Origin of the sequence: Brevundimonas goettingensis, from assembly GCF_017487405.1 — a bacterium.
Classification (GTDB): Bacteria; Pseudomonadota; Alphaproteobacteria; order Caulobacterales; family Caulobacteraceae; genus Brevundimonas; species Brevundimonas goettingensis.
In genome coordinates, this window is record NZ_CP062222.1 from 1,369,241 (window position 1) to 1,387,395 (window position 18,155).

The 18,155-nt window shown below is 69.1% G+C and carries 14 protein-coding genes; 6 read left to right on the top strand and 8 right to left on the bottom strand.

Annotated elements, in window-relative coordinates; translation table 11 throughout:
* Position 1: 1 nt before the first annotated feature.
* Together IFJ75_RS06825 and IFJ75_RS06830 are read right to left on the bottom strand one after the other, a co-directional pair.
* Positions 2 to 1,144: an efflux RND transporter periplasmic adaptor subunit gene (locus IFJ75_RS06825; RefSeq protein ID WP_225897029.1), complete on the bottom strand. Its 1,143-nt coding sequence runs from the start codon at positions 1,142 to 1,144 to the stop codon at positions 2 to 4.
* Positions 1,145 to 1,317: 173 nt separating this feature from the next.
* Positions 1,318 to 1,770, bottom strand: a complete 453-nt coding sequence (locus tag IFJ75_RS06830; RefSeq protein ID WP_207931852.1) for a hypothetical protein — start codon at positions 1,768 to 1,770, stop codon at positions 1,318 to 1,320.
* On the opposite strand from IFJ75_RS06830, the gene IFJ75_RS06835 reads away from it, so the two are divergent.
* On the top strand, positions 1,754 to 2,629 hold the full coding sequence (locus tag IFJ75_RS06835; protein WP_207931853.1) for a crotonase/enoyl-CoA hydratase family protein: 876 nt from the start codon (positions 1,754 to 1,756) through the stop codon (positions 2,627 to 2,629). The two genes, IFJ75_RS06830 and IFJ75_RS06835, sit on opposite strands and share 17 nt — an antisense overlap.
* On the opposite strand, the gene IFJ75_RS06840 is transcribed toward IFJ75_RS06835, so the two are convergent.
* Positions 2,630 to 2,941, bottom strand: a complete 312-nt coding sequence (locus IFJ75_RS06840) for a hypothetical protein (protein WP_207931854.1) — start codon at positions 2,939 to 2,941, stop codon at positions 2,630 to 2,632. It abuts the gene before it with no gap.
* A 585-nt stretch (positions 2,942 to 3,526) separates the two neighbouring features.
* Here IFJ75_RS06840 and IFJ75_RS06845 point away from each other — a divergent pair.
* The 3 genes from IFJ75_RS06845 (at position 3,527) to IFJ75_RS06855 (ending at position 8,815) form a co-directional block, all read left to right on the top strand.
* Positions 3,527 to 5,131, top strand: a complete 1,605-nt coding sequence (locus tag IFJ75_RS06845; RefSeq protein ID WP_207931855.1) for a M28 family peptidase — start codon at positions 3,527 to 3,529, stop codon at positions 5,129 to 5,131.
* A complete protein-coding gene (locus IFJ75_RS06850; protein WP_207931856.1) occupies positions 5,128 to 6,396 on the top strand; it encodes a metal-dependent hydrolase family protein in 1,269 nt (422 codons plus the stop codon). The genes IFJ75_RS06845 and IFJ75_RS06850 overlap by 4 nt, the downstream gene beginning before the upstream one ends.
* Positions 6,397 to 6,469: 73 nt before the next feature.
* Positions 6,470 to 8,815 (top strand): GH92 family glycosyl hydrolase, encoded by a 2,346-nt coding sequence (locus IFJ75_RS06855; protein WP_225897030.1) that lies wholly within the window; start codon positions 6,470 to 6,472, stop codon positions 8,813 to 8,815.
* Positions 8,816 to 8,944: 129 nt separating this feature from the next.
* Here IFJ75_RS06855 and IFJ75_RS06860 read toward each other — a convergent pair whose 3' ends face one another.
* The 5 genes from IFJ75_RS06860 to tpiA form a co-directional block, all read right to left on the bottom strand.
* A complete protein-coding gene (locus tag IFJ75_RS06860) occupies positions 8,945 to 9,328 on the bottom strand; it encodes an endonuclease domain-containing protein (protein WP_207931857.1) in 384 nt (127 codons plus the stop codon).
* Between the two features lie 111 nt (positions 9,329 to 9,439).
* Positions 9,440 to 10,831, bottom strand: coding sequence for a glycoside hydrolase family 47 protein (locus IFJ75_RS06865; RefSeq protein WP_207931858.1), 1,392 nt, complete (start codon positions 10,829 to 10,831; stop codon positions 9,440 to 9,442).
* Positions 10,832 to 11,310: 479 nt separating this feature from the next.
* Positions 11,311 to 12,960 carry a CTP synthase gene (locus IFJ75_RS06870; protein WP_207931859.1) on the bottom strand — a complete coding sequence of 550 codons (1,650 nt, stop codon included), beginning with the start codon at positions 12,958 to 12,960 and terminating at the stop codon, positions 11,311 to 11,313.
* Between the two features lie 156 nt (positions 12,961 to 13,116).
* Positions 13,117 to 13,548 carry a preprotein translocase subunit SecG gene (secG, locus tag IFJ75_RS06875; protein WP_207931860.1) on the bottom strand — a complete coding sequence of 144 codons (432 nt, stop codon included), beginning with the start codon at positions 13,546 to 13,548 and terminating at the stop codon, positions 13,117 to 13,119.
* 156 nt (positions 13,549 to 13,704) lie between these two features.
* Entirely contained in the window at positions 13,705 to 14,454 is a 750-nt protein-coding gene (gene tpiA / locus IFJ75_RS06880; protein WP_207931861.1) for a triose-phosphate isomerase, read from the bottom strand.
* A 183-nt stretch (positions 14,455 to 14,637) separates the two neighbouring features.
* On the opposite strand from tpiA, the gene IFJ75_RS06885 reads away from it, so the two are divergent.
* Both IFJ75_RS06885 and trpE read left to right on the top strand, forming a co-directional pair.
* Positions 14,638 to 16,578 (top strand): peptidylprolyl isomerase, encoded by a 1,941-nt coding sequence (locus tag IFJ75_RS06885; protein ID WP_207931862.1) that lies wholly within the window; start codon positions 14,638 to 14,640, stop codon positions 16,576 to 16,578.
* Positions 16,575 to 18,110 (top strand): anthranilate synthase component I, encoded by a 1,536-nt coding sequence (trpE, locus tag IFJ75_RS06890; protein ID WP_225897031.1) that lies wholly within the window; start codon positions 16,575 to 16,577, stop codon positions 18,108 to 18,110. Before IFJ75_RS06885 ends, trpE begins: the two co-directional genes overlap by 4 nt.
* The last annotated feature ends 45 nt before the right edge of the window (positions 18,111 to 18,155 follow it).

The window sequence follows — 18,155 nt, forward strand, 5'->3', positions numbered from 1 at the left end:
CTCAGTCCTCATGCCCGGCTTCGCCCTTGGCCAGTTCGGCCTTGAGCAGGAAGGCGCCGGTCCCGGCGATGCGTTCGGATCCGGTCAGGCCCGAAGTGATTTCGGTGCGGCCGCCGCTGATCGCGCCCGTGGTCACCGGCCGGGCGTGGAAGCCGCCCTCCTCGACCACGAAGACCGACGGCCGGCCTTCCACGGTCTGGACCGCCTCGGACGGCACGGTCAGGACGTTTCCGCTGTTCGCCGCGATCGTCATCAGCCGCGCCGAGACGACGGTTCCGGCGGGCGCCGTCGCCCCGTCGATACGGGCGCGGATCATGACCACCCCGCTGGCGTTGGCGGGCGCGATGGCGACCACGGTTCCGGCGACCATACGACCGTCGCCGGTGCGGGCCTCGACCCGGGCGCCCAGCCCCAGAAGGGCGGCGGCCTGGGGCGGCGCCTCGAAGGCCAGCTCCAGACGGCGCGCGTCGGCGACGGCGGCGACCTCCTGATCCTCTTCGTGCAGCACCTGCCCGGGAGCGGTGGCCATCCGCGTCACCACCCCGGCGACCGGGCTCCTGACCACGACCAGGCCGTCGGCGCCGGGCGCCCCATAGGCCCCGACGCGAGCCCGGGCGGCGCGCAGTTCGGCCTCGGCCCGCCGTGCCTCGGCTTCGGTGATGTCCAGTCGCGCCTTGGCGACATAGCCCTGTTCGAACAGGCTGCGGTCGCGCCTCAGGGCGGCCCGCGCGGCCTCCGCTGCGGCCTCGGCGGCGTCGGTTGTGGCGCGTGACGCCGCGCCCTCCGGGCTGCGCAGGGTGACCAGAGGCGATCCCGCGGACACGCCCTGCCCCACGCCGACATGGACCCGCACCACCTGGCCGGGCAGAGGCGCATCGACCACGGCCTCGGCGCCCGGGGCGAAGGCGATCCGGCCCGGCAGGGTCAGTTCCGCTCCGCCGCCGCGACCGACCGCGATCACGCTGACACCGGCCTTCGCGGCCGCCTCGGGGGTCAGGGCGACGACCCCTTCAACATGAGCCTCCTCGCCGTGCCCCTCCTCTTCGCCGTGGGCGTCGGGCGCGGGGGCGGTGTTCAACCGGGCCAGGCCGTAGCCCCCGCCGAGGCCGAGGCCCAGGGCGGCGACGATGGCGGCGGCGGTCATCAGGGCCCGTCTCGAGGGCGTTCTGGATGGGATCATGTCAGGTCTCGCAGGCCCGGCGAGCGCTGCGCGGTGTCAGCCGGGCGTGATGGTCATGGGGCGACGACGCGGGACCGCGAGGGCGGCGCGTCTGCGGCGATCATTCAGGAGGGCGAGGGCTTGTGCGGCCTCGCCGATCAGGCACGTGGAGGGCGATCGAGGCCTTCGGGCGCGCCCAAAGGCACGCCCGCGACATGGGCCCAGGACACGGGCGACCGGAACCGGAGCGGCGTCCCGACCGGCGAGGCTTCACCCGGCAGGGCGACGTGAGACGCGTGGCAGCAGCCGTGCAGGCAGGCGGGGCCGCAGTCACGGCATCCGTCCGAGGCCGGCTCCGGGCTCTGGACGACGGCGGCGATCGCCTCCGGCGCCGAGCAGGCCAGGGCCTCGCCGGCCGGGACGATCGCGACGAGCGCCATCAGCAGGGCGCCGAGCACCCCGAACCGCCGCAGAATCTGCCTGGCCGCCTTCAGCATGCGGTCGAGATAGCACAGGAAACCGCGGCCGGTCGCGCCTGCGACGTTTCGTCCTGCTCTGGACCCGGCGCGTCGAAACTCGATACAGGTGGCGGCCATGACCACCCTGAACATCGAACTCCGGGACCGCATCCTCTGGATCCGTCTGGACCGGCCTGATCAGTTGAACGCCTTCAACGAGGCCATGGGCGACGAGCTGGAGGCGGCCTTCATCGCGGCCAGCGCCGACGACGCCGTGGGCGCGATCATCGTCACCGGAAACGGCCGCAGCTTCTGCGCCGGCGCCGACCTGACCCGACCGGACAACGTCTTCGCCCTCGACGAGACCGCGCGCCCGGACCTCGCCATGCTGCGCGAGCGGTTCGACGATCCCTATGTGGTCCGCAATATCCGCGACAAGGGCGGCCGGGTGGCCCTGGCCATCCATAACTGCAGGAAGCCCGTGATCGCCGCCATCAACGGCGCGGCCGTCGGCGTGGGCGCGACCATGACCCTGGCCATGGATTTTCGTCTGGCCTCGACCGAGGCGAAGATCGGCTTCGTCTTCGCCCGGCTGGGTGTGGTGCCCGAGGCCTGTTCGACCTGGTTCCTGCCGCGACTCGTCGGCCAGCAGCAGGCGCTGGAGTGGTGCCTGACCGGCGACATCTTCGATGCGGCGACGGGTCAGGCGGCGGGCCTGTTGCGTTCGGTCCATGCGCCGGACCAGCTGTTGGCCGAGGCCGAGGCCTTCGCGCGGCGGCTGATCACGGATCGCTCGCCGGCCGCCGTCGCCCTGACCCGTCAGATGCTGCGCCGCAATCCGGCCCTGCCCAACCCGCTCGAGGCGCACCTGATCGAGAGCCTGGCCATGTTCGACATGAGCCAGGCCGACGGCAAGGAGGGCGTCGCCGCCTTCATGGAAAAGCGCAAGGCCGTGTTCAAGGACCGCGCCTCGTCCCTGCCGGGCGGGCTCGAGGCCTTGTTCGGCGATTAGTCAGTGAAGGGTCGGGCCCGGGGTTCCGACCGTCGAGCAGCAGCCGATCATGGCCTCGACGAATTCGGGAAGGGCCGCCTTCAGGTCCACGCCGTCGAGGTGCGAGAAATAGGCCTCCGCCACCTCCTGCCAGGCCTGCAGCAGCACGCGACGCCCTGCTTCGGCCGTCATCTGTTCCAGATGTTCGATGCCGCGTTCCGACAGCAGCCGATGCGCGACCTGACCGGCGTGCTCGGCCAGCATATGGAAGACGTCCACCTCTTCGGGGGTGAGTTCGCTGTAGAGCAAGACGGCCTCCCACGCGGATTCCACGCCCCGAACACAGGGCTCCGCTAGTGAGACGCCGCAGTTCGCAGCCCACCTCAGATGTTTCTCAAGACCATCGTTCGCCGACGCGCCTCTTACGCGCAGAGGCGCAATGACAGGCTGAAAATGCGGGATTCGGCGGGCTGTCGTCGCGCCAGGTTCTGGAGGGGGGGGGGGAGGCGACCCGGCTTGGTGACTGGAAAATCCACCGGGCCGCCTGACCAAGGCTTGCCCCCTCAGTCGCTATCTATGAACCATAGAAAACAACGGTCTGCACCCTAGAATCGCAGGCGTTCCCGGCGCGAGACCGAAAGGACGATCAACCGTTGCACAGCCCACACGGTCGCGACCAGGCCCATGCCGACGGCGCCGGCGATGATTTCTTGCGGCATACGAATGATTCCCCAGAGTTCCCGGAGCCCCCGCTCCGGTCTTACAGCCCAGCTGCATCTGGGGGTGGTTCCGCGCCTGCGCCAAGTCCATACCCCGCACACGCGAAACCGGCGCCGCGTCCGCGAACAGCCCCGCCCTGTCATTGACTTCGAGGGGCCGGACGCCTCCTCTCCCTGCCGTGCTGAAAGGAAGTTGGCGATGACGGTGCGGTACGGACTCAAGGCGGCGGGCGCGGCCCTGTTCCTGGCCGGGCTGGCCGGCTGCGCGACGACGGGCGCCCCTTCTTCCGTTTCCGGTCCCCCGCCCGGAACCGACCCGGCCGTCGTCGCCTGGTGGGCGACGACCAGCGCCCTTTCGAGGGACGACATGGAGGGCCGCGACACCGGTTCGGAAGGCTATCGCAAGGCCGCCGCCTACGTCATCGACCGGTTCCAGCGCGCAGGGCTCCAGCCGGCGGGCGACAACGGGACGTGGATCCAGTCCATCCCCCTGCACGAGGTGGCGGTCGTGAAGGAAGGGACCAGCTTCACCGTCGTCGGCGACGACGGCTCGACCCGTCCGCTTCAGTTCCTCCGCGAAATCTCGGTGACCCCCGTCGCCGCCCTGCCCGTCCGTCTGGAAGCGCCGCTCGCGTTCCGCGGCTATTGCTCTCCACAAGAAATCGGCGACGTGCGCGGCAAGATCCTCGTCTGTTTCGCCGGTCGCCGCGCCGGGATGACCACAGCCGCCGGGCGGATGGCGACCGTCACGGCGGGCGACGCCGTGGCCCTGATCAATATCGACGATGTCGGCTTCACGGTGGAGCCGCCGCGCTGGCCGATGGCCTATGCCCGCTCGGTCGGCTTCGCGGACAACCCGCCCTCCGGCGGCCCGGCCTTTCCGGTGATGCGCCTGAGCGCCGACGCCCTCGCCGCCGTCATTGCGGGCTCCGGCCAGGATTCGGCCGATATCCTCGCCAGGGCCGTCGCCGCCGCGCCCCTGCCCGCCTTCGACATCCCGGCCCGGATGCGCCTGACCTTCGCAGTCAGGGAAAGCGACTACTCATCCGAAAACGTCCTGGCCGTCCTGCCCGGAACCGACCCGGCCCTGGCCGATCAGCCGGTGCTGGTGAACGCCCACCTCGACGGCTACGGCTATGGCGAGCCGGTCGACGGCGACGGCCTCTACAACGGCGCCCTGGACGACGCCGCCTATGTCGCCACCCTGATCGAGATGGCCGACCATTTCGGCGGAAAAGGCCTGCGCCGCCCGGTCTTCTTCGCCGCCTATACGGGCGAGGAGAAGGGCCTGCTCGGCTCGCGCTGGCTGGCCGACCACCCGACCCCTGCCATGGGACCGAAAGGCCTGCCCGTCGCCGTGCTCAACCTGGACCAGCTGCGCCCCCTCTATCCCCTGACCATCCTGACCACCCTGGCGGTCAACGACACATCGCTCGGCGCCGTGACGCGGGAGATCGCCGGCGAGATGGGCGTCGAGGTCCGGGCCGATCCCGAGCCCGAGCGCGGTCTGCTGCGCCGCTCGGACCACTGGCCCTTCATGCAGAAGGGCGTCCCGGGCATCAGCTTCATCTTCGGCTATGACCCGGGGACCGAGGCCGAGGCCCGTTACCGCCTCTGGTACCAGACCCGCTACCACATGCCCCAGGACGACCTGACCACCGCCATCGACTGGAAGGCCGCGGGCGACTTCAATCGCTTCTACGAGACCCTGACCCGACGCGTCGCCGACGCCGACCAGGCCCCGCAGTGGATCCCCGGCAGCCCCATCGCCCCGGCCGCCTCCCTTTCGGCGGGCAAGCCGTGAGGCGGGGGCTGCTGATCCTGCTGCTGGCGCTGGTCGCTGGCCCGGCCTTCGCACAACAGGCTGTCCTCCTCCGCCCCGACCGCGTCTTCGACGGCGTGAACCCGCAAACCCACGCGGGCTGGCAGGTGCTGGTGCGCGGAGAACGGATCGAGGCGGTCGGCCCGAACCTGACCGTGCCCGCCGCCGCCCGCGTCGTCGACCTGCCAGGCATGACCCTGATGCCCGGAATGATCGAGGGCCATTCCCACCTCTTCCTGCATCCGTACAACGAGACCTCCTGGGACGATCAGGTGTTGCACGAGCCTCTGGCGCTGAGGACCGCCCGCGCCACCGTCTCGGCGCGGGCCACCCTGATGGCGGGCTTCACCACGGTGCGCGACCTCGGCACCGAGGGCGCGGGCTATGCCGACGTCGGGCTGAAGAAGGCCATCGAACAGGGCGTCATCCCCGGCCCGCGCATGCTGGTCGCGACCCGCGCCATCGTCGCCACCGGCGCCTATGGTCCCAAGGGGTTCGAGCCGGGCGTCGAGGTCCCTCTGGGCGCCGAGGAGGCCGACGGGGATGCGCTCGTTCGGGTCGTACGCAGCCAGATCGGGGCCGGCGCCGACATCGTCAAACTCTATGCCGACTATCGCTGGGGTCCCGGCGAGCCCAGCCGCCCGACCTTCTCCGAGTCCGAGCTGCGGCTGGCGGTCGAGACGGCCCATTCCGCCGGTCGGCTGGTCGCCGTCCACGCCGGCACCGTCGAGGGCATGCGCCGCGCCATCCTCGCCGGCGCCGACACGCTGGAGCACGGCGATGCGGGCACGCCCGAGATTTTCCGCCTGATGCACGACCGCGGCACGGCCCTGTGCCCGACCCTCGCCGCCACCGACGCCACTACCCGCTATCGCGGTTGGGATGGTCAGGAGCCGGCGCCCGCCAACGTCCTGAACAAGCGCCGGGCCTTCGCCGAGGCCATGGCGGCCGATGTCACGCTCTGCATGGGCGGCGACGTCGGCGTCTATGCCCATGGGACCAATGCGCGCGAAATGGAGCTGATGGTCTCAGCCGGCCTGTCGCCCGCCCGGACCCTGATCGCCGCGACCGGCGGCAACGCCCGCATCTTCCACATCGACGACCGTCTGGGGGCGGTGAAGCCGGGCCTGCTGGCCGATCTGGTCGCTGTCGAAGGCGATCCGACGCAGGACATCACCGCCGTCGAGGCCGTGCGGCTGGTCATGAAGGGCGGCGTGGTCGTTCGGGAGCCCCAACCGGCGCCCTGACCCCGGCTTTGGGCGCTTGAGATCGCTCCCACGATCATGTGAAGTCCCGGCGCAGTCAGCAGGGAGAGTCGTCATGGTGCGTCGGATGGTGGCGATGGTCCTCTCGGCGGCGCTCGCCGTCGGGCCCGGCGGTCTCGCGGTGGCCCAGACCGCGGCCGTTCCCTTCCCCTATGACGCCGTCGATCCCTTCATCGGCACCTCGGGTCAGGGCCACACCTTCCCCGGCGCCGTCGCCCCCTTCGGCATGGTCCAGCTCAGCCCCGACACCGAGCACAAGGTGCTGCGTCAGGGCTATGACTGGGCCTCGGGCTATCGGTACGACGACCCGACCATCCTCGGCTTCTCCCACACCCATTTCTCGGGCTCGGGCCACTCCGACCTCGGCGACGTCCTGCTGACGCCGCTCGGCGCCGGCGAGATCAAGCTGGAGCCGGGCGACGCCGCGACCCCCGGCTCCGGCTACCGCTCCCGCTACGACAAGGCCTCCGAGGTCGCCGAGCCCGGCTATTACGCGGTCAACCTGACGGACTCAGGCGTCCGCGCCGAGCTGACGGCGGGCACCCGCGTCGGCATGCACCGCTACCAGTTCGCGGCCGGCGCCCCGGCCCGGGTCCTGCTCGACTTCCGCCCCTCCATCTACGACTACCCGGACAAGGTCTCTTGGTCGCGCATCCGCGTCGCGGCCGACGGCACGGTCACCGGCTATCGCGAGACGCGCGGTTGGGCGCCCGGCCGTCAGCTCTATTTCGCCATGCGCTTCTCGAAGCCGATGGTCAGCCGCTCGATCCAGAACCGCGAGGAGAATGTCACCTACAACGGCTTCACCAAGCCCGGCCGCACGCCCGGGGATCGCGATCAGGTCGAAGGCCGCGCGCTCGAGGCCGTCTTCGACTTCGGTCCGATCGAGGCCCCCCTGATCGTCAAGGTCGCCCTGTCCGGCGTCGATGAGGCCGGCGCCATCAAGAACCTCGACAGCGAGGGCGGCGACTTCGATTTCAACGGCTTGCGCGCCTCAACGAAAGCGCAGTGGGAACAGGCGCTCGGCGCCGTCCAGATCGACGCCCCCGCCGAGATGCGCACCACCCTCTACACCGCCCTATATCACTCGCTGATGGCCCCCAGTGTCATGGGCGACGTCGACGGTCGTTATCGCGGGCCCGATCAAGCCGTGCACGCGGCCGAGGGCTTCACCTTCCATTCGACCTTCTCCCTGTGGGACACCTTCCGCGCCGAGCACCCGCTGCTGACGCTGGTCCAGCCGGAAGCGCGCAACGCCGACATGATCAACTCCCTGATCGCATCCCAGCAGCACAGCCCCTATGGCCTGCTGCCGGTCTGGCAGTTCGCGGGTCAGGAGACCTGGACCATGATCGGCTATCACGCCGTTCCGGTCATCGCCGACGCCTGGATGAAGGGCATCCGCGGCTTCGACGGCGTGGCGGCGCTGAAGGCCATGGTCGCCAGCGCCACCTACCGCCCCTACGGTGGCCTCGGCGACTATATGGACCTCGGTTACGTCCCCATCGACCGGGAGCCGGAGGCGGCCTCCAAGACCGTCGAATACGCCTATGACGACTGGACCATCGCCCGCATGGCCCGCAACCTGGGCCATGCCGACATCGCCGAGACCTTCGAGAAGCGCGCGCAGAACTGGCGCAACAGCTTCGACCGGGAGACCGGCTTCCTGCGCGCCCGCAAGGCGGACGGGACCTACCGCACCCCCTTCGATCCCACCGCCATCAACTACGGATCCGACTACACCGAGGGCAATGCCTGGCAGTATTCGTGGTTCGCGCCCCAGGATCTCGGCGGCATCGTCGGGGCCATGGGCGGGGACGCCGCCACCGTCGCCAAGCTGGACGCCATGTTCGACTTCGACAATTCGAAGCTCGACTACTCCCACGCCGAGGACATCGCCGGCCTGATCGGCCAGTACATCCACGGCAACGAACCCAGCCATCACTCGGCATACATGTACGTCTACGCGGGCGCCCCGTGGCGCACCCAGGCCCGGCTGAAGCAGATCGTCGACAGCCAGTACCACGCCCGTCCCGACGGCCTCGCCGGCAACGACGACCTGGGCCAGATGTCGGCCTGGCTGGTGTTCACGGGGCTGGGCTTCTATCCGGTCACGCCGGGCAGCAACCAGTATGTGATCGGGCGGCCTTTCGTGGATCGCGCCGTGCTGAACCTCCCGAACGGCAAGACCTTCATCATCGTCACCGACGGCCTGTCCGACGCCCGGCCCTACATCGCGTCAGTATCGCTGAACGGCCGCCCCCTCACCCGCAGCTGGATCGGCGATGACGAAATCCGCGCCGGCGGCGAACTGAGGTTTGTCATGAGCGCGCGGCCGAACCGGAGCTGGGGTTCTGGGGCGGCGGCAAGGCCGTATTCGATGACGGGTTTCGGGCGGTAGGCGCAGCGTCGCCCTCTCCTGGTTGCTTCGCAACCTGCCCTCTCCATCGCCCTCCGGCGATGGAGAGGTGACGCCGCCGTTCACCTCTCCATTCGCGAAGGCGAATGGGGAGGACAGACCGCGAAGCGGTCAGGAGGGGGCGACACCGTGATAGCCGGGAGGAACCCGCTCCCGCACAGACCGCTGGATGAAGTCCATCCCCCCCTCGATCTCGTCGCGCACATCCGAAGCCCGTAGCCGGATCACCCGGATGCCCTGCGTCGCCAGCCACGCCGTCCGTCGCCGGTCATGGGCGATCCGCTCCGGCGCATCATGTGAGGCCCCATCCACCTCGATCGCCAGCTTCACCCAAGCACAATAGAAGTCGAGGATGTAGGGCCCGACCGGGTGCTGGCGGCGAAACTTGACGCCGTTCAATCGCTTGCCGCGCAGCCGCGTCCACAGCCGCGCCTCCGGCGGCGTCATCACACGCCGGAAGACCTTGGCTCGCGTACAGCTGATCCCGTCAGGCATTATGCAACTATGGAGTGCAATTTGGCCGACGTCGAGTCGCCCTCTCCTGATCGTCGCTGCGCGCCGATCTGTCCTCTCCATCGCCCTCCGGCGATGGAGAGGTGAACGCCCCTAGGCCGTCCTGAATCCTCTGAGCACATTCGCCTCCGTGCTCAGCTGGAGCCGACCGTAGTCCACGCGCTTCGCGTCGGCGAACAGCAGGTAGTAGTATTTCATCTGCTCGGACCACCAGTAGCCGGGGCAGTTGTCGCCCTGCTCCATCGGGCGGGTGGTGATGTCCTTGAGCGAGGTGTAGCCGAAGGCCGCCTTCGAGGTGGTCTTCATGTTGCGATAGTGGATGGCGGCGAGGCCCCGATACCGGTCGTCGCGGTCACCAAGCCACAGGTTCAGGCAGGCGTCGGCGAACTCGGGGCGCAGGCCGGTGCGTTTTGACCGCGCCGTGCCGGTGGTCACATCCGTGCTCTCGGGGATGATGACGTACTTCTCCTGCATGGCGGTGTAGGTCGCCAGGAAGTCGTCACCGGCGGCCTTCAGCCCCACCTGCCCCAGCAGCCCGGCCAGATAGGCCCCCAGAACCGTCTGGGACGTGCTGGTCACCGCCCCGGTCTCATAATCCACCATGGGGAACCACAGCTTGCCGTCGTAGCGATGGCCCTGATGGGCGACCATGGCGGCCATGCATTCCTGCGCCGCCGTCTTCATCTCCGCGTCGCCGAACATCTCCCAGCTGTCCCAGAGGTATTCGTAGAAGCTGTCCGCATAGACGTCGATCGAGGCGTTGCGGCTGGTGAATTTACCGGTCTCCGCATGGATGTTCGCCGCCATCAGGCCAAGCGGCGAGCGCATGTCCAGCGCATGCTTCATCGCCCGTTTGGCGGCGGCGTAATAGCGGTCGTCGCCGGTCAGCTGGCCCAGCAGGCCGAACTCGGTCGCATAGGTGCCGATCTCTGCGAGGTTGGTCTCGGGATCGCGCACCGCGCCCGTTTTCAGGTTCACATAGCGATACGGCAGGCCGTGCGGCGAGGCGTCGAAGGCCTTCATCAACCGGTCGGCCAGATCCTTCGCCTTGGCCAGCAGCACCGGATCGCCGCAGGCCAGATGGGCCGACAGCAGGCCGCCGACCAGACGGATATTGGTCTCGAACACCTGGGCCTCGCCATCGATGTCGAAGTCGAGGTTGGCCTTGACCCAGTCGACCCCGGCCCGGAACTCGTCGTCCAGCTCCATGATCCACAGGGTGTCCAGGGCCTCGACCAGCGACAGGCCCAGATCATGCCCCTCGATGAAGAAGGACTGGCTGGTGCCTGAGACCGGATTGATCTCGTCCTTGCCCCAGGCCTTTTCGACATAGTGGCCCCAGGCCCATTTGAACTCGGACTTCACATCGGCGCCGAGCGCGGCCCAATCTTCGGAAGGGGCTCGCTGTCGGGCGAAGGCCGGCGTCGCGGCGGCGGCGGTCATCAGGGCCAGGGTCGAGCGGCGGGACAGGGTGCGCTGAATCATGCGTCCATGCTCTGTCAAAGCATCGATGCTGGCTAGCGCTGATACACTGCTGCCCCCAGCCCCCGGAACAACACACGCCAAATCCGTCATCCTCGGGCTTGTCCCGAGGACCCATCGTTCAGCGGACGCGGGCTGTGGTCTGGATCGGCGATTGTGGAATAGCGGATCAGGACCGCGCGGAACTCGCCATGGATCCTCGGGACGAGCCCGAGGATGACGGGCTGTGAGAATGCGAGCCTAGCGCGCGGTCAGCAGATGGAAGACGGCGAACGTCGCCGCCGCGCAACCCAGCACCACGGCCGGCGTCACGATCCGGACGTGCCGATGCAGAAAGGTGATGAACTCACCGACCATCGCCCGCGCCCTCCCAGACGCCTCAAGCGCCCGGCAGATCGATCGAACGCGTCACGTGTGTAACACGAAACCGTTCAAAAACCGTGTTCAAGTTTTCGCGTTCCGCGAGAGCGGCGCGAGGGGGCTCAGACCAGCCGGCTCTGCACCACGGCCGCGCCGATGAAGCTGGCGAACAGCGGGTGCGGCTTGAACGGCCGGCTCTTCAGCTCCGGGTGGTACTGGACGCCGATGAACCAGGGGTGGTCGGTCCGCTCCACCGTCTCGGGCAGGATGCCGTCCGGCGACAGACCGGCGAAGGCCAGGCCCTTGGCCTCGATAGCCTCGCGGTAGTTGATGTTGACCTCATAGCGGTGGCGGTGTCGCTCGCTGATGGTGGTCGAGCCATAGATCTCGGCGATCTTCGACCCTTCCTTCAGGGTGCTCTCATAGGCGCCCAGACGCATGGTGCCACCCAGATCGCCGCCCTGCTGGCGCAGCACACGCTGGTTGCCCTGGGTCCATTCGGTCATCAGGCCGACGACCGGCTCTTCGGTCGGGCCGAACTCGGTCGACGACGCCTTGGGATAGCCGGCCTGGTTCCGGGCCGCCTCGATCACCGCCATCTGCATGCCGAAACAGATGCCGAAGTAAGGGATGTTGCGCTCGCGGGCGAAACGGGCCGCCTCGATCTTGCCCTCCGAGCCGCGCTCGCCGAAGCCGCCGGGCACCAGCACCGCATGGGCGCCCTGCAGACGTTCCTCGCAGGCGTCACGGTCGCCCTCGAAGGTGTCGGCCTCGACCCAGTCGATGTTGACCTTGACGTTGTTGGCCACCCCGCCGTGATGCAGGGCCTCGATCAGGGATTTGTAGGCGTCCTTGAGCACCGTATATTTGCCGACCACGGCGACGGTGACCTCGCCGTCGGGCTGCAGACGGCGGCGGGCGATCTCTTCCCACATGGTCAGGTCGGGCGCGGGGGCGTCGGTGATCCCGAAGTGCGCCAGGACCTCAGCGTCCAGTCCTTCGCGGTGATAGTCCAGCGGCACCGCATAGATGTCGGCCGAGTCCATCGCCTGGATGACGCCACTTTCGCGCACGTTGCAGAACAGGCCGATCTTGCGTTTTTCCTCGGGCGGGATCGGGAACTCGCAGCGGCACAGCAGGATGTCGGGCTGGATGCCGATGGACCGCAGCTCCTTGACCGAGTGCTGGGTCGGCTTGGTCTTCATCTCGCCGGCGGTCTTGATGAAGGGCAGCAGGGTCAGGTGCACGAAACAGCTCTGGCCGCGCGGCAGGTCCTGGCCCAGCTGGCGGATGGCCTCGAAGAACGGCAGGCCCTCGATGTCGCCGACCGTGCCGCCGATCTCGACCAGCACGAAGTCGACGTCCTCGCCGATGTCGGTGAAGGCGGGCGTCAGGCAGAAGGATTTGATCTGGTCCGTGACGTGGGGGATCACCTGGACGGTCGCGCCCAGATAGTCACCGCGGCGCTCCTTCTCCAGGATGGTCGAATAGATGCGGCCGGTCGTGATGTTGTCCGACTTGGCCGCCGACACCCCGGTGAACCGCTCATAGTGGCCCAGGTCCAGGTCGGTCTCGGCGCCGTCGTCGGTCACGAAGACCTCGCCGTGCTGATAGGGGCTCATCGTCCCCGGATCGACGTTCAGATAGGGGTCGAGCTTGCGCAGACGCACCTTGTAGCCGCGCGCTTGCAGAAGCGCGCCGAGAGCGGCGGATGCGAGGCCTTTTCCGAGAGAGGAAACCACGCCGCCGGTGATGAACACGTAACGGGCCATGGGGGGTCACCTTACCGCTGATTCGCGGCCACTCGACCGGTTCGCGAACGAAACGGCTGTTGAAAACAATACGAGCGCGGTCCGGATCGGCTCCGGTCGCGCTCGCTGGGGGACTGGGGGCGGGAGCGGCGGGGAGGAAGTCCCGCCGTCGCCACCTTATTGCTTCGGCGCCGGGGCGTTTTGGGCGGGAGCCGGAGCCGCGCCGGCGGTCGGGAGGCTGGCCTCCAGATCGTCGAGCGACGGGGCCGCCGGGGCCGCCGGCTGGGTCGCCGGAGCCTGTTGTGCGGGCGCGGTCTGGGCCGGGGCCTGGTCGACGGCGATGGAGCCGACGGCCTTGGCGTCGATGACCGACTGGTTGCCGCGCTGGACGTTGCCCAGGATGGTCAGGCCGATGGCGCAGGCGAAGAAGGCTCCGGCCAGCCACCAGGTGACCGTAGTCAGCAGATTGCCCGCGCCGCGCGCGGTCATGAAGCCCGAAGGCCCGCCGCCCATGCCGAGCGCGCCGCCCTCGGACTTCTGCAGCAGCACGATCCCCGTGAGGGCGATCGAGATCAGGATCATGACGACGAGGAGAATGGTCTGGAGCATGGCCGCTTACATGTGTGGCGCAGGCGCGCCGATCAAGCGGCGGCGTCTAACATCAAGAGAGGGTCGAGGGAATAGGGTCGAGGGTCGAGTAGCAAAGGTTGCGCCGTCGCGTGATCCGGGGACCCCGCTTCGACCCTCGACCCTCGACCCTCGACCCTAGACAGCCCGGATGATCCCCAGGAAGTCTGCGGCCTTCAGCGAGGCGCCGCCGACCAGGGCGCCGCCGACCTCGGCGACTTTCAGGATTTCGGCGGCGTTCGAGGGCTTGACCGAACCGCCGTACAGGATCGGGGCGGTGCGACCGCCCTCCCCCAGCCGCGCGACCATGGCGGCGCGCACGGCGCCGTGGACCTCCTCGATCTGCTCCAGCGTCGGCGTCAGGCCCGTACCGATGGCCCAGACCGGCTCATAGGCGACGGCGAAGGCCTCGCCGGACAGGCTTTCCGGCAGAGAGCCGGTCACCTGGGCCGAGACCACGGCGACCGCGTCCCCGGCCTGGCGTTGCTCCAGGGTCTCGCCGACGCAGATGATGGGCTCCAGCCCTGCGGCCAGGGCGGCCTCGGTCTTGGCGGCGACGTCGGCGTCGGTCTCGCCGAAGCCCGCGCGGCGTTCCGAATGGCCCAGAATCACCAGGCTCGCCCCGGCGTCGGTTAGCATCTCGGCCGAGACGCAGCCGGTGAAGGCGCCGCAAACCTCGACATGGCAGTCCTGTCCCCCGACCTCGACAGCCCCGCCCTTCACCGTCGTCGCGACGCGGTCGATCAGGGTCGCGGGCGGGCAGACGGCCACACGACAGGCGGCGGGCTCGGCGTCCAGCGCCTGTTTAAGGGCCTCGGCCTCGGCCAGCGAACCGGCCACGCCGTTCATTTTCCAGTTGCCGGCGATCAACTTCACGGATTGTTTCATGCGGCCTTCCTAAAGCAGGATTCCCTGCAAAGCCAAGCTGCTGCCGCAATCGCGTCACAAGGCCGCTGGGTGCGTCCCGCGCGACCCGGTTGCGAAGGGTCCGCTTGCCGTGCCGCCGCCCCCTGCCTATAGGCCAGAGCGGCGCCGCTCGTTTTCTCCTGGCCGCTTCTTCAGGTACGCTCGATGATCTCCGTGTTCCGCAATTTCGCGAAGTCCAAATGGGCCGCCGGCCTCCTGGTCCTGGTGGGTGTCGCCCTTCTGATCGGTGGGGCGAAGCTGGACGTGTTCTCGGGCATCATGCCCAAGCACATCATCGACGCCGGCAGCCGGACGATCGACGCGGCCGAGTTCCGCAGCGATTTCGACCGCGCCCGCGAGAGCCTGCAGGAGCGCGCCGGCCGCCCGCTGACGACCGAGGATCTGGTCAAGGAGAACGTCCACGTCCGCTACCTCGAGCAGCGGACCCAGGAACTGGGCTTCCTCGACTGGGCCCATCGGGTCGGCATCCGCCCGGGCAAGGCCCTGGTGATCAAGCAGATCCGCGCCATTCCCGCATTCTTCAACTCGGTCACCGGCCAGTTCGACGAGCAGCAGTATCAGTCGGTCCTGGCCGAGAAGAACTACACCCCGGTCATGATCGAGCGTGAACTGCGCGACCAGTACACCAGCCAGCACGCCGGCACCGCCGTGATGGCGGGCTATCGCGTCCCGCGCATCTACGGCGCCCTGCTGGCCGGCCGCGCCATGGAAACCCGTGACGGCCGCTGGTTCATGGTCACCCCGGCCATGGTCGGCGCGACCCCGGCCCCGACCGACGCCCAGCTGCAGAGCTTCATCTCGGACAACGCCGCCCAGCTGCGCCGTCCCGAGTTCCGCATGGTCTCGGTCGTCCTGTTTTCCCCGTCGGCCGCCGCCTCGACCGCCGCGATCCCGGAAGCCCGCATCGTCGAGCGCTTCAACTTCAAGAAGGACTCGCTGTCGACGCCGGAAACCCGGACCTTCGTCACCCTGACCGCCCCGACCAAGGCCGCCGCCGACAAGATCGCCGCGGCCCTGCGCGCCGGCCAGAGCCCCGCCGACGCCGGCAAGGCCAATGGCGACATCCGCCCGGCCGACTTCAACAACACCCCGCGCAGCGCCGTCAGCGAGCCCGCCGTCGCCGCCGCCGTCTTCGGCATGCAGCCGGGTCAGGTCTCGGACGCCATTCAGGGTCGCGTCGGCTTCACCGTCGCCAAACTGACTTCGGCGACCCCCGGCCACGCCGCCACCCTGGAAGACAGCCGCGCCGCCCTGGTTCAGGAGCTGCGCGCCGAGGACGCCAAGGCCCAGGTCTTCTCCAAGGTCGAGCAGTATGAAAAGGCCCGTTCGGACGGCAAGACGCTGGATCAGGCCGTCGCGGCCATCGGCGCCCGCATCATCCAGCTGCCTCCCGTCACCCAGGACGGCAAACTGCCGAACGGCCAGGCGATGAACGCCCCGCCGCAACTGCTGACGACCGCCTGGACCCTGTCGAAGGGCGGCGAGTCCGACGTCATCGACGCCGGTCAGGGCCAGTATTTCGTCCTGCGTCTGGACGACATCAAGCCGGCCGCCCTGCCGACCCTCAACGAGGTTCGCGCCCCGCTGACCCAGGCCTGGATCCAGCGCGAGAACGCCCGCCGCATCGCCGCCAAGGCCGATGAGCTGGCCGGCCGCGTCCGTGGCGGTCAGGACATCGCCGCCGTCGCCTCGTCCGCCGGCGCTACCCTGATCACCCGCGGCTCGGCCCAGCAGAACCAGCAGACCCAGACCGAGCTCGGCGAAGGCGTGCTCCAGGGCCTGTTCGGCCAGGGCAAGGGCCAGGTCTTCTCCGGTCCCGCCGGTGAAGCCGGCTTCGTGGTCGGCCGCGTCGACAACATCCACGCCGCCGTTCCGGCCCTGGCCGCCCCCGTCGCCGAACAGCTGCGCGTCCGCATGGGCCAGAACATGGCCCAGGGCTTTGCGGAACAGGCCATCGCCGCCGCCGCCCGCTCCACCAAGGCCAAGAACGACCCGGCCCTGGCCCTGCAGGCCCTGGGCGTCGCCGCGCCTGCCGCCGGAACCCCCGCCGGTTCGGCCCCGACCGCTCCCGCGCCCGCCCAGTGATCGAGGCCGGCTACGAAGACTTCGCGACGGGGCTGGCCGCCGGCCGGCCCCAGGTCGTGGTTCGCCGTCTGATCGACGATCTGGAGACCCCGGTCTCCGCCTATCTGAAGGTCGGCCTGGGCCGCACCCACGCCTTCCTGCTGGAATCGGTCGAGGGCGGCGCGCTCAACGGCCGCTATTCGATCATTACGGTCGATCCTGACGTGGTCTGGCGCTGCCGGGGCGGCTCGGCCGAGATCGCGCGCGGCCCCGACATCGCCGCCGAACGCTTCACCCCCGAACCCCTGCCCGTGCTCCAGTCCCTGCGCGCCCTGATCGCGGCGACGAAATTCGACCTCACGGCGACGCCCTATGGCGAGCTGCCGCCCATGGCCGCCGGCCTGTTCGGCGTCTTCGGCTACGACATGGTCCGGCTGCTGGAGCCGCTCGGCGCGCCCAATCCCGATCCGCTCGACCTGCCCGACGCCGTCCTGACCCGTCCGTCGCTGGTGGCCATGTTCGATTCGGTGCGGCGCGAGATCGTCATGGTCGCGACCGTCTATCCGGACGCCGGCCTCGGTCCGGAACAGGCCTGGACCGCCGCCAATGCCCGTCTCGACGATTTCGAGGCCCGGCTGCGTCGTCCGCTCGTCGGCCGCGGCGCCCCGACCCCGGCCGAGGTCCCGGCCTTCGTCTCCCCGGTCGATGGTCAGGCCTTCAACGGCATGGTCGCGGCGGCCAAGGACTACATCACCGCCGGCGACATCTTCCAGGTGGTGCTCAGCCACCGGTTTAGCGCGCCCTGGACCGGTGAACCCTTCGCCTTCTATCGCTCGCTGCGCCGTCAGAACCCCTCGCCCTATCTCTTCTATCTGAACTTCGGCGACTTCCAGCTGGCCGGGTCCAGCCCGGAGATCCTGGTGCGGCTCAAGGACGGCGGGGTCACCATCCGCCCGCTGGCCGGCACCCGCCCGCGCGGCGCCACCCCCGCCGCCGACAAGGCGCTGGAGGCCGAACTGCTGGCCGATCCCAAGGAACGCGCCGAACATCTGATGCTGCTGGACCTCGGCCGCAACGACGTCGGCCGCGTCTCGGCGCCCGGCACGGTCGAGGTCACCGAAAGCTTCGTGGTCGAGCGCTACAGCCAGGTCATGCACATCGTCTCCAACGTCATCGGCAAGGCCGATCCGAAGCTGGACGCGGTGGATACCCTGCTGGCCGCCCTGCCCGCCGGCACCCTCTCGGGCGCGCCCAAGGTGCGGGCGATGGAGATCATCGACGAGCTGGAACAGACCAAGCGCGGCGTCGGCTATGGCGGCGGCGTGGGCTATATCTCGGCGGGCGGGGAAGCAGACATCTGCATCGTCCTGCGAACCGCCATGTTCACCCAGGGCCAAGTCTTCGTTCAGGCCGGCGCCGGCGTCGTCTCCGACAGCGATCCCGCCGCCGAATACGCCGAGACCCAGGCCAAGGCCCGCGCCCCCATCAACGCCGCCTCCGACGCCTGGCGCTTCGAACTGGGCGCCCCCCTCAACGACGCCGGCGAGGTCTAGCTTCGCCTTATTGCGGCCACCGCGTGCACTGCTAGGTTGCGCGGA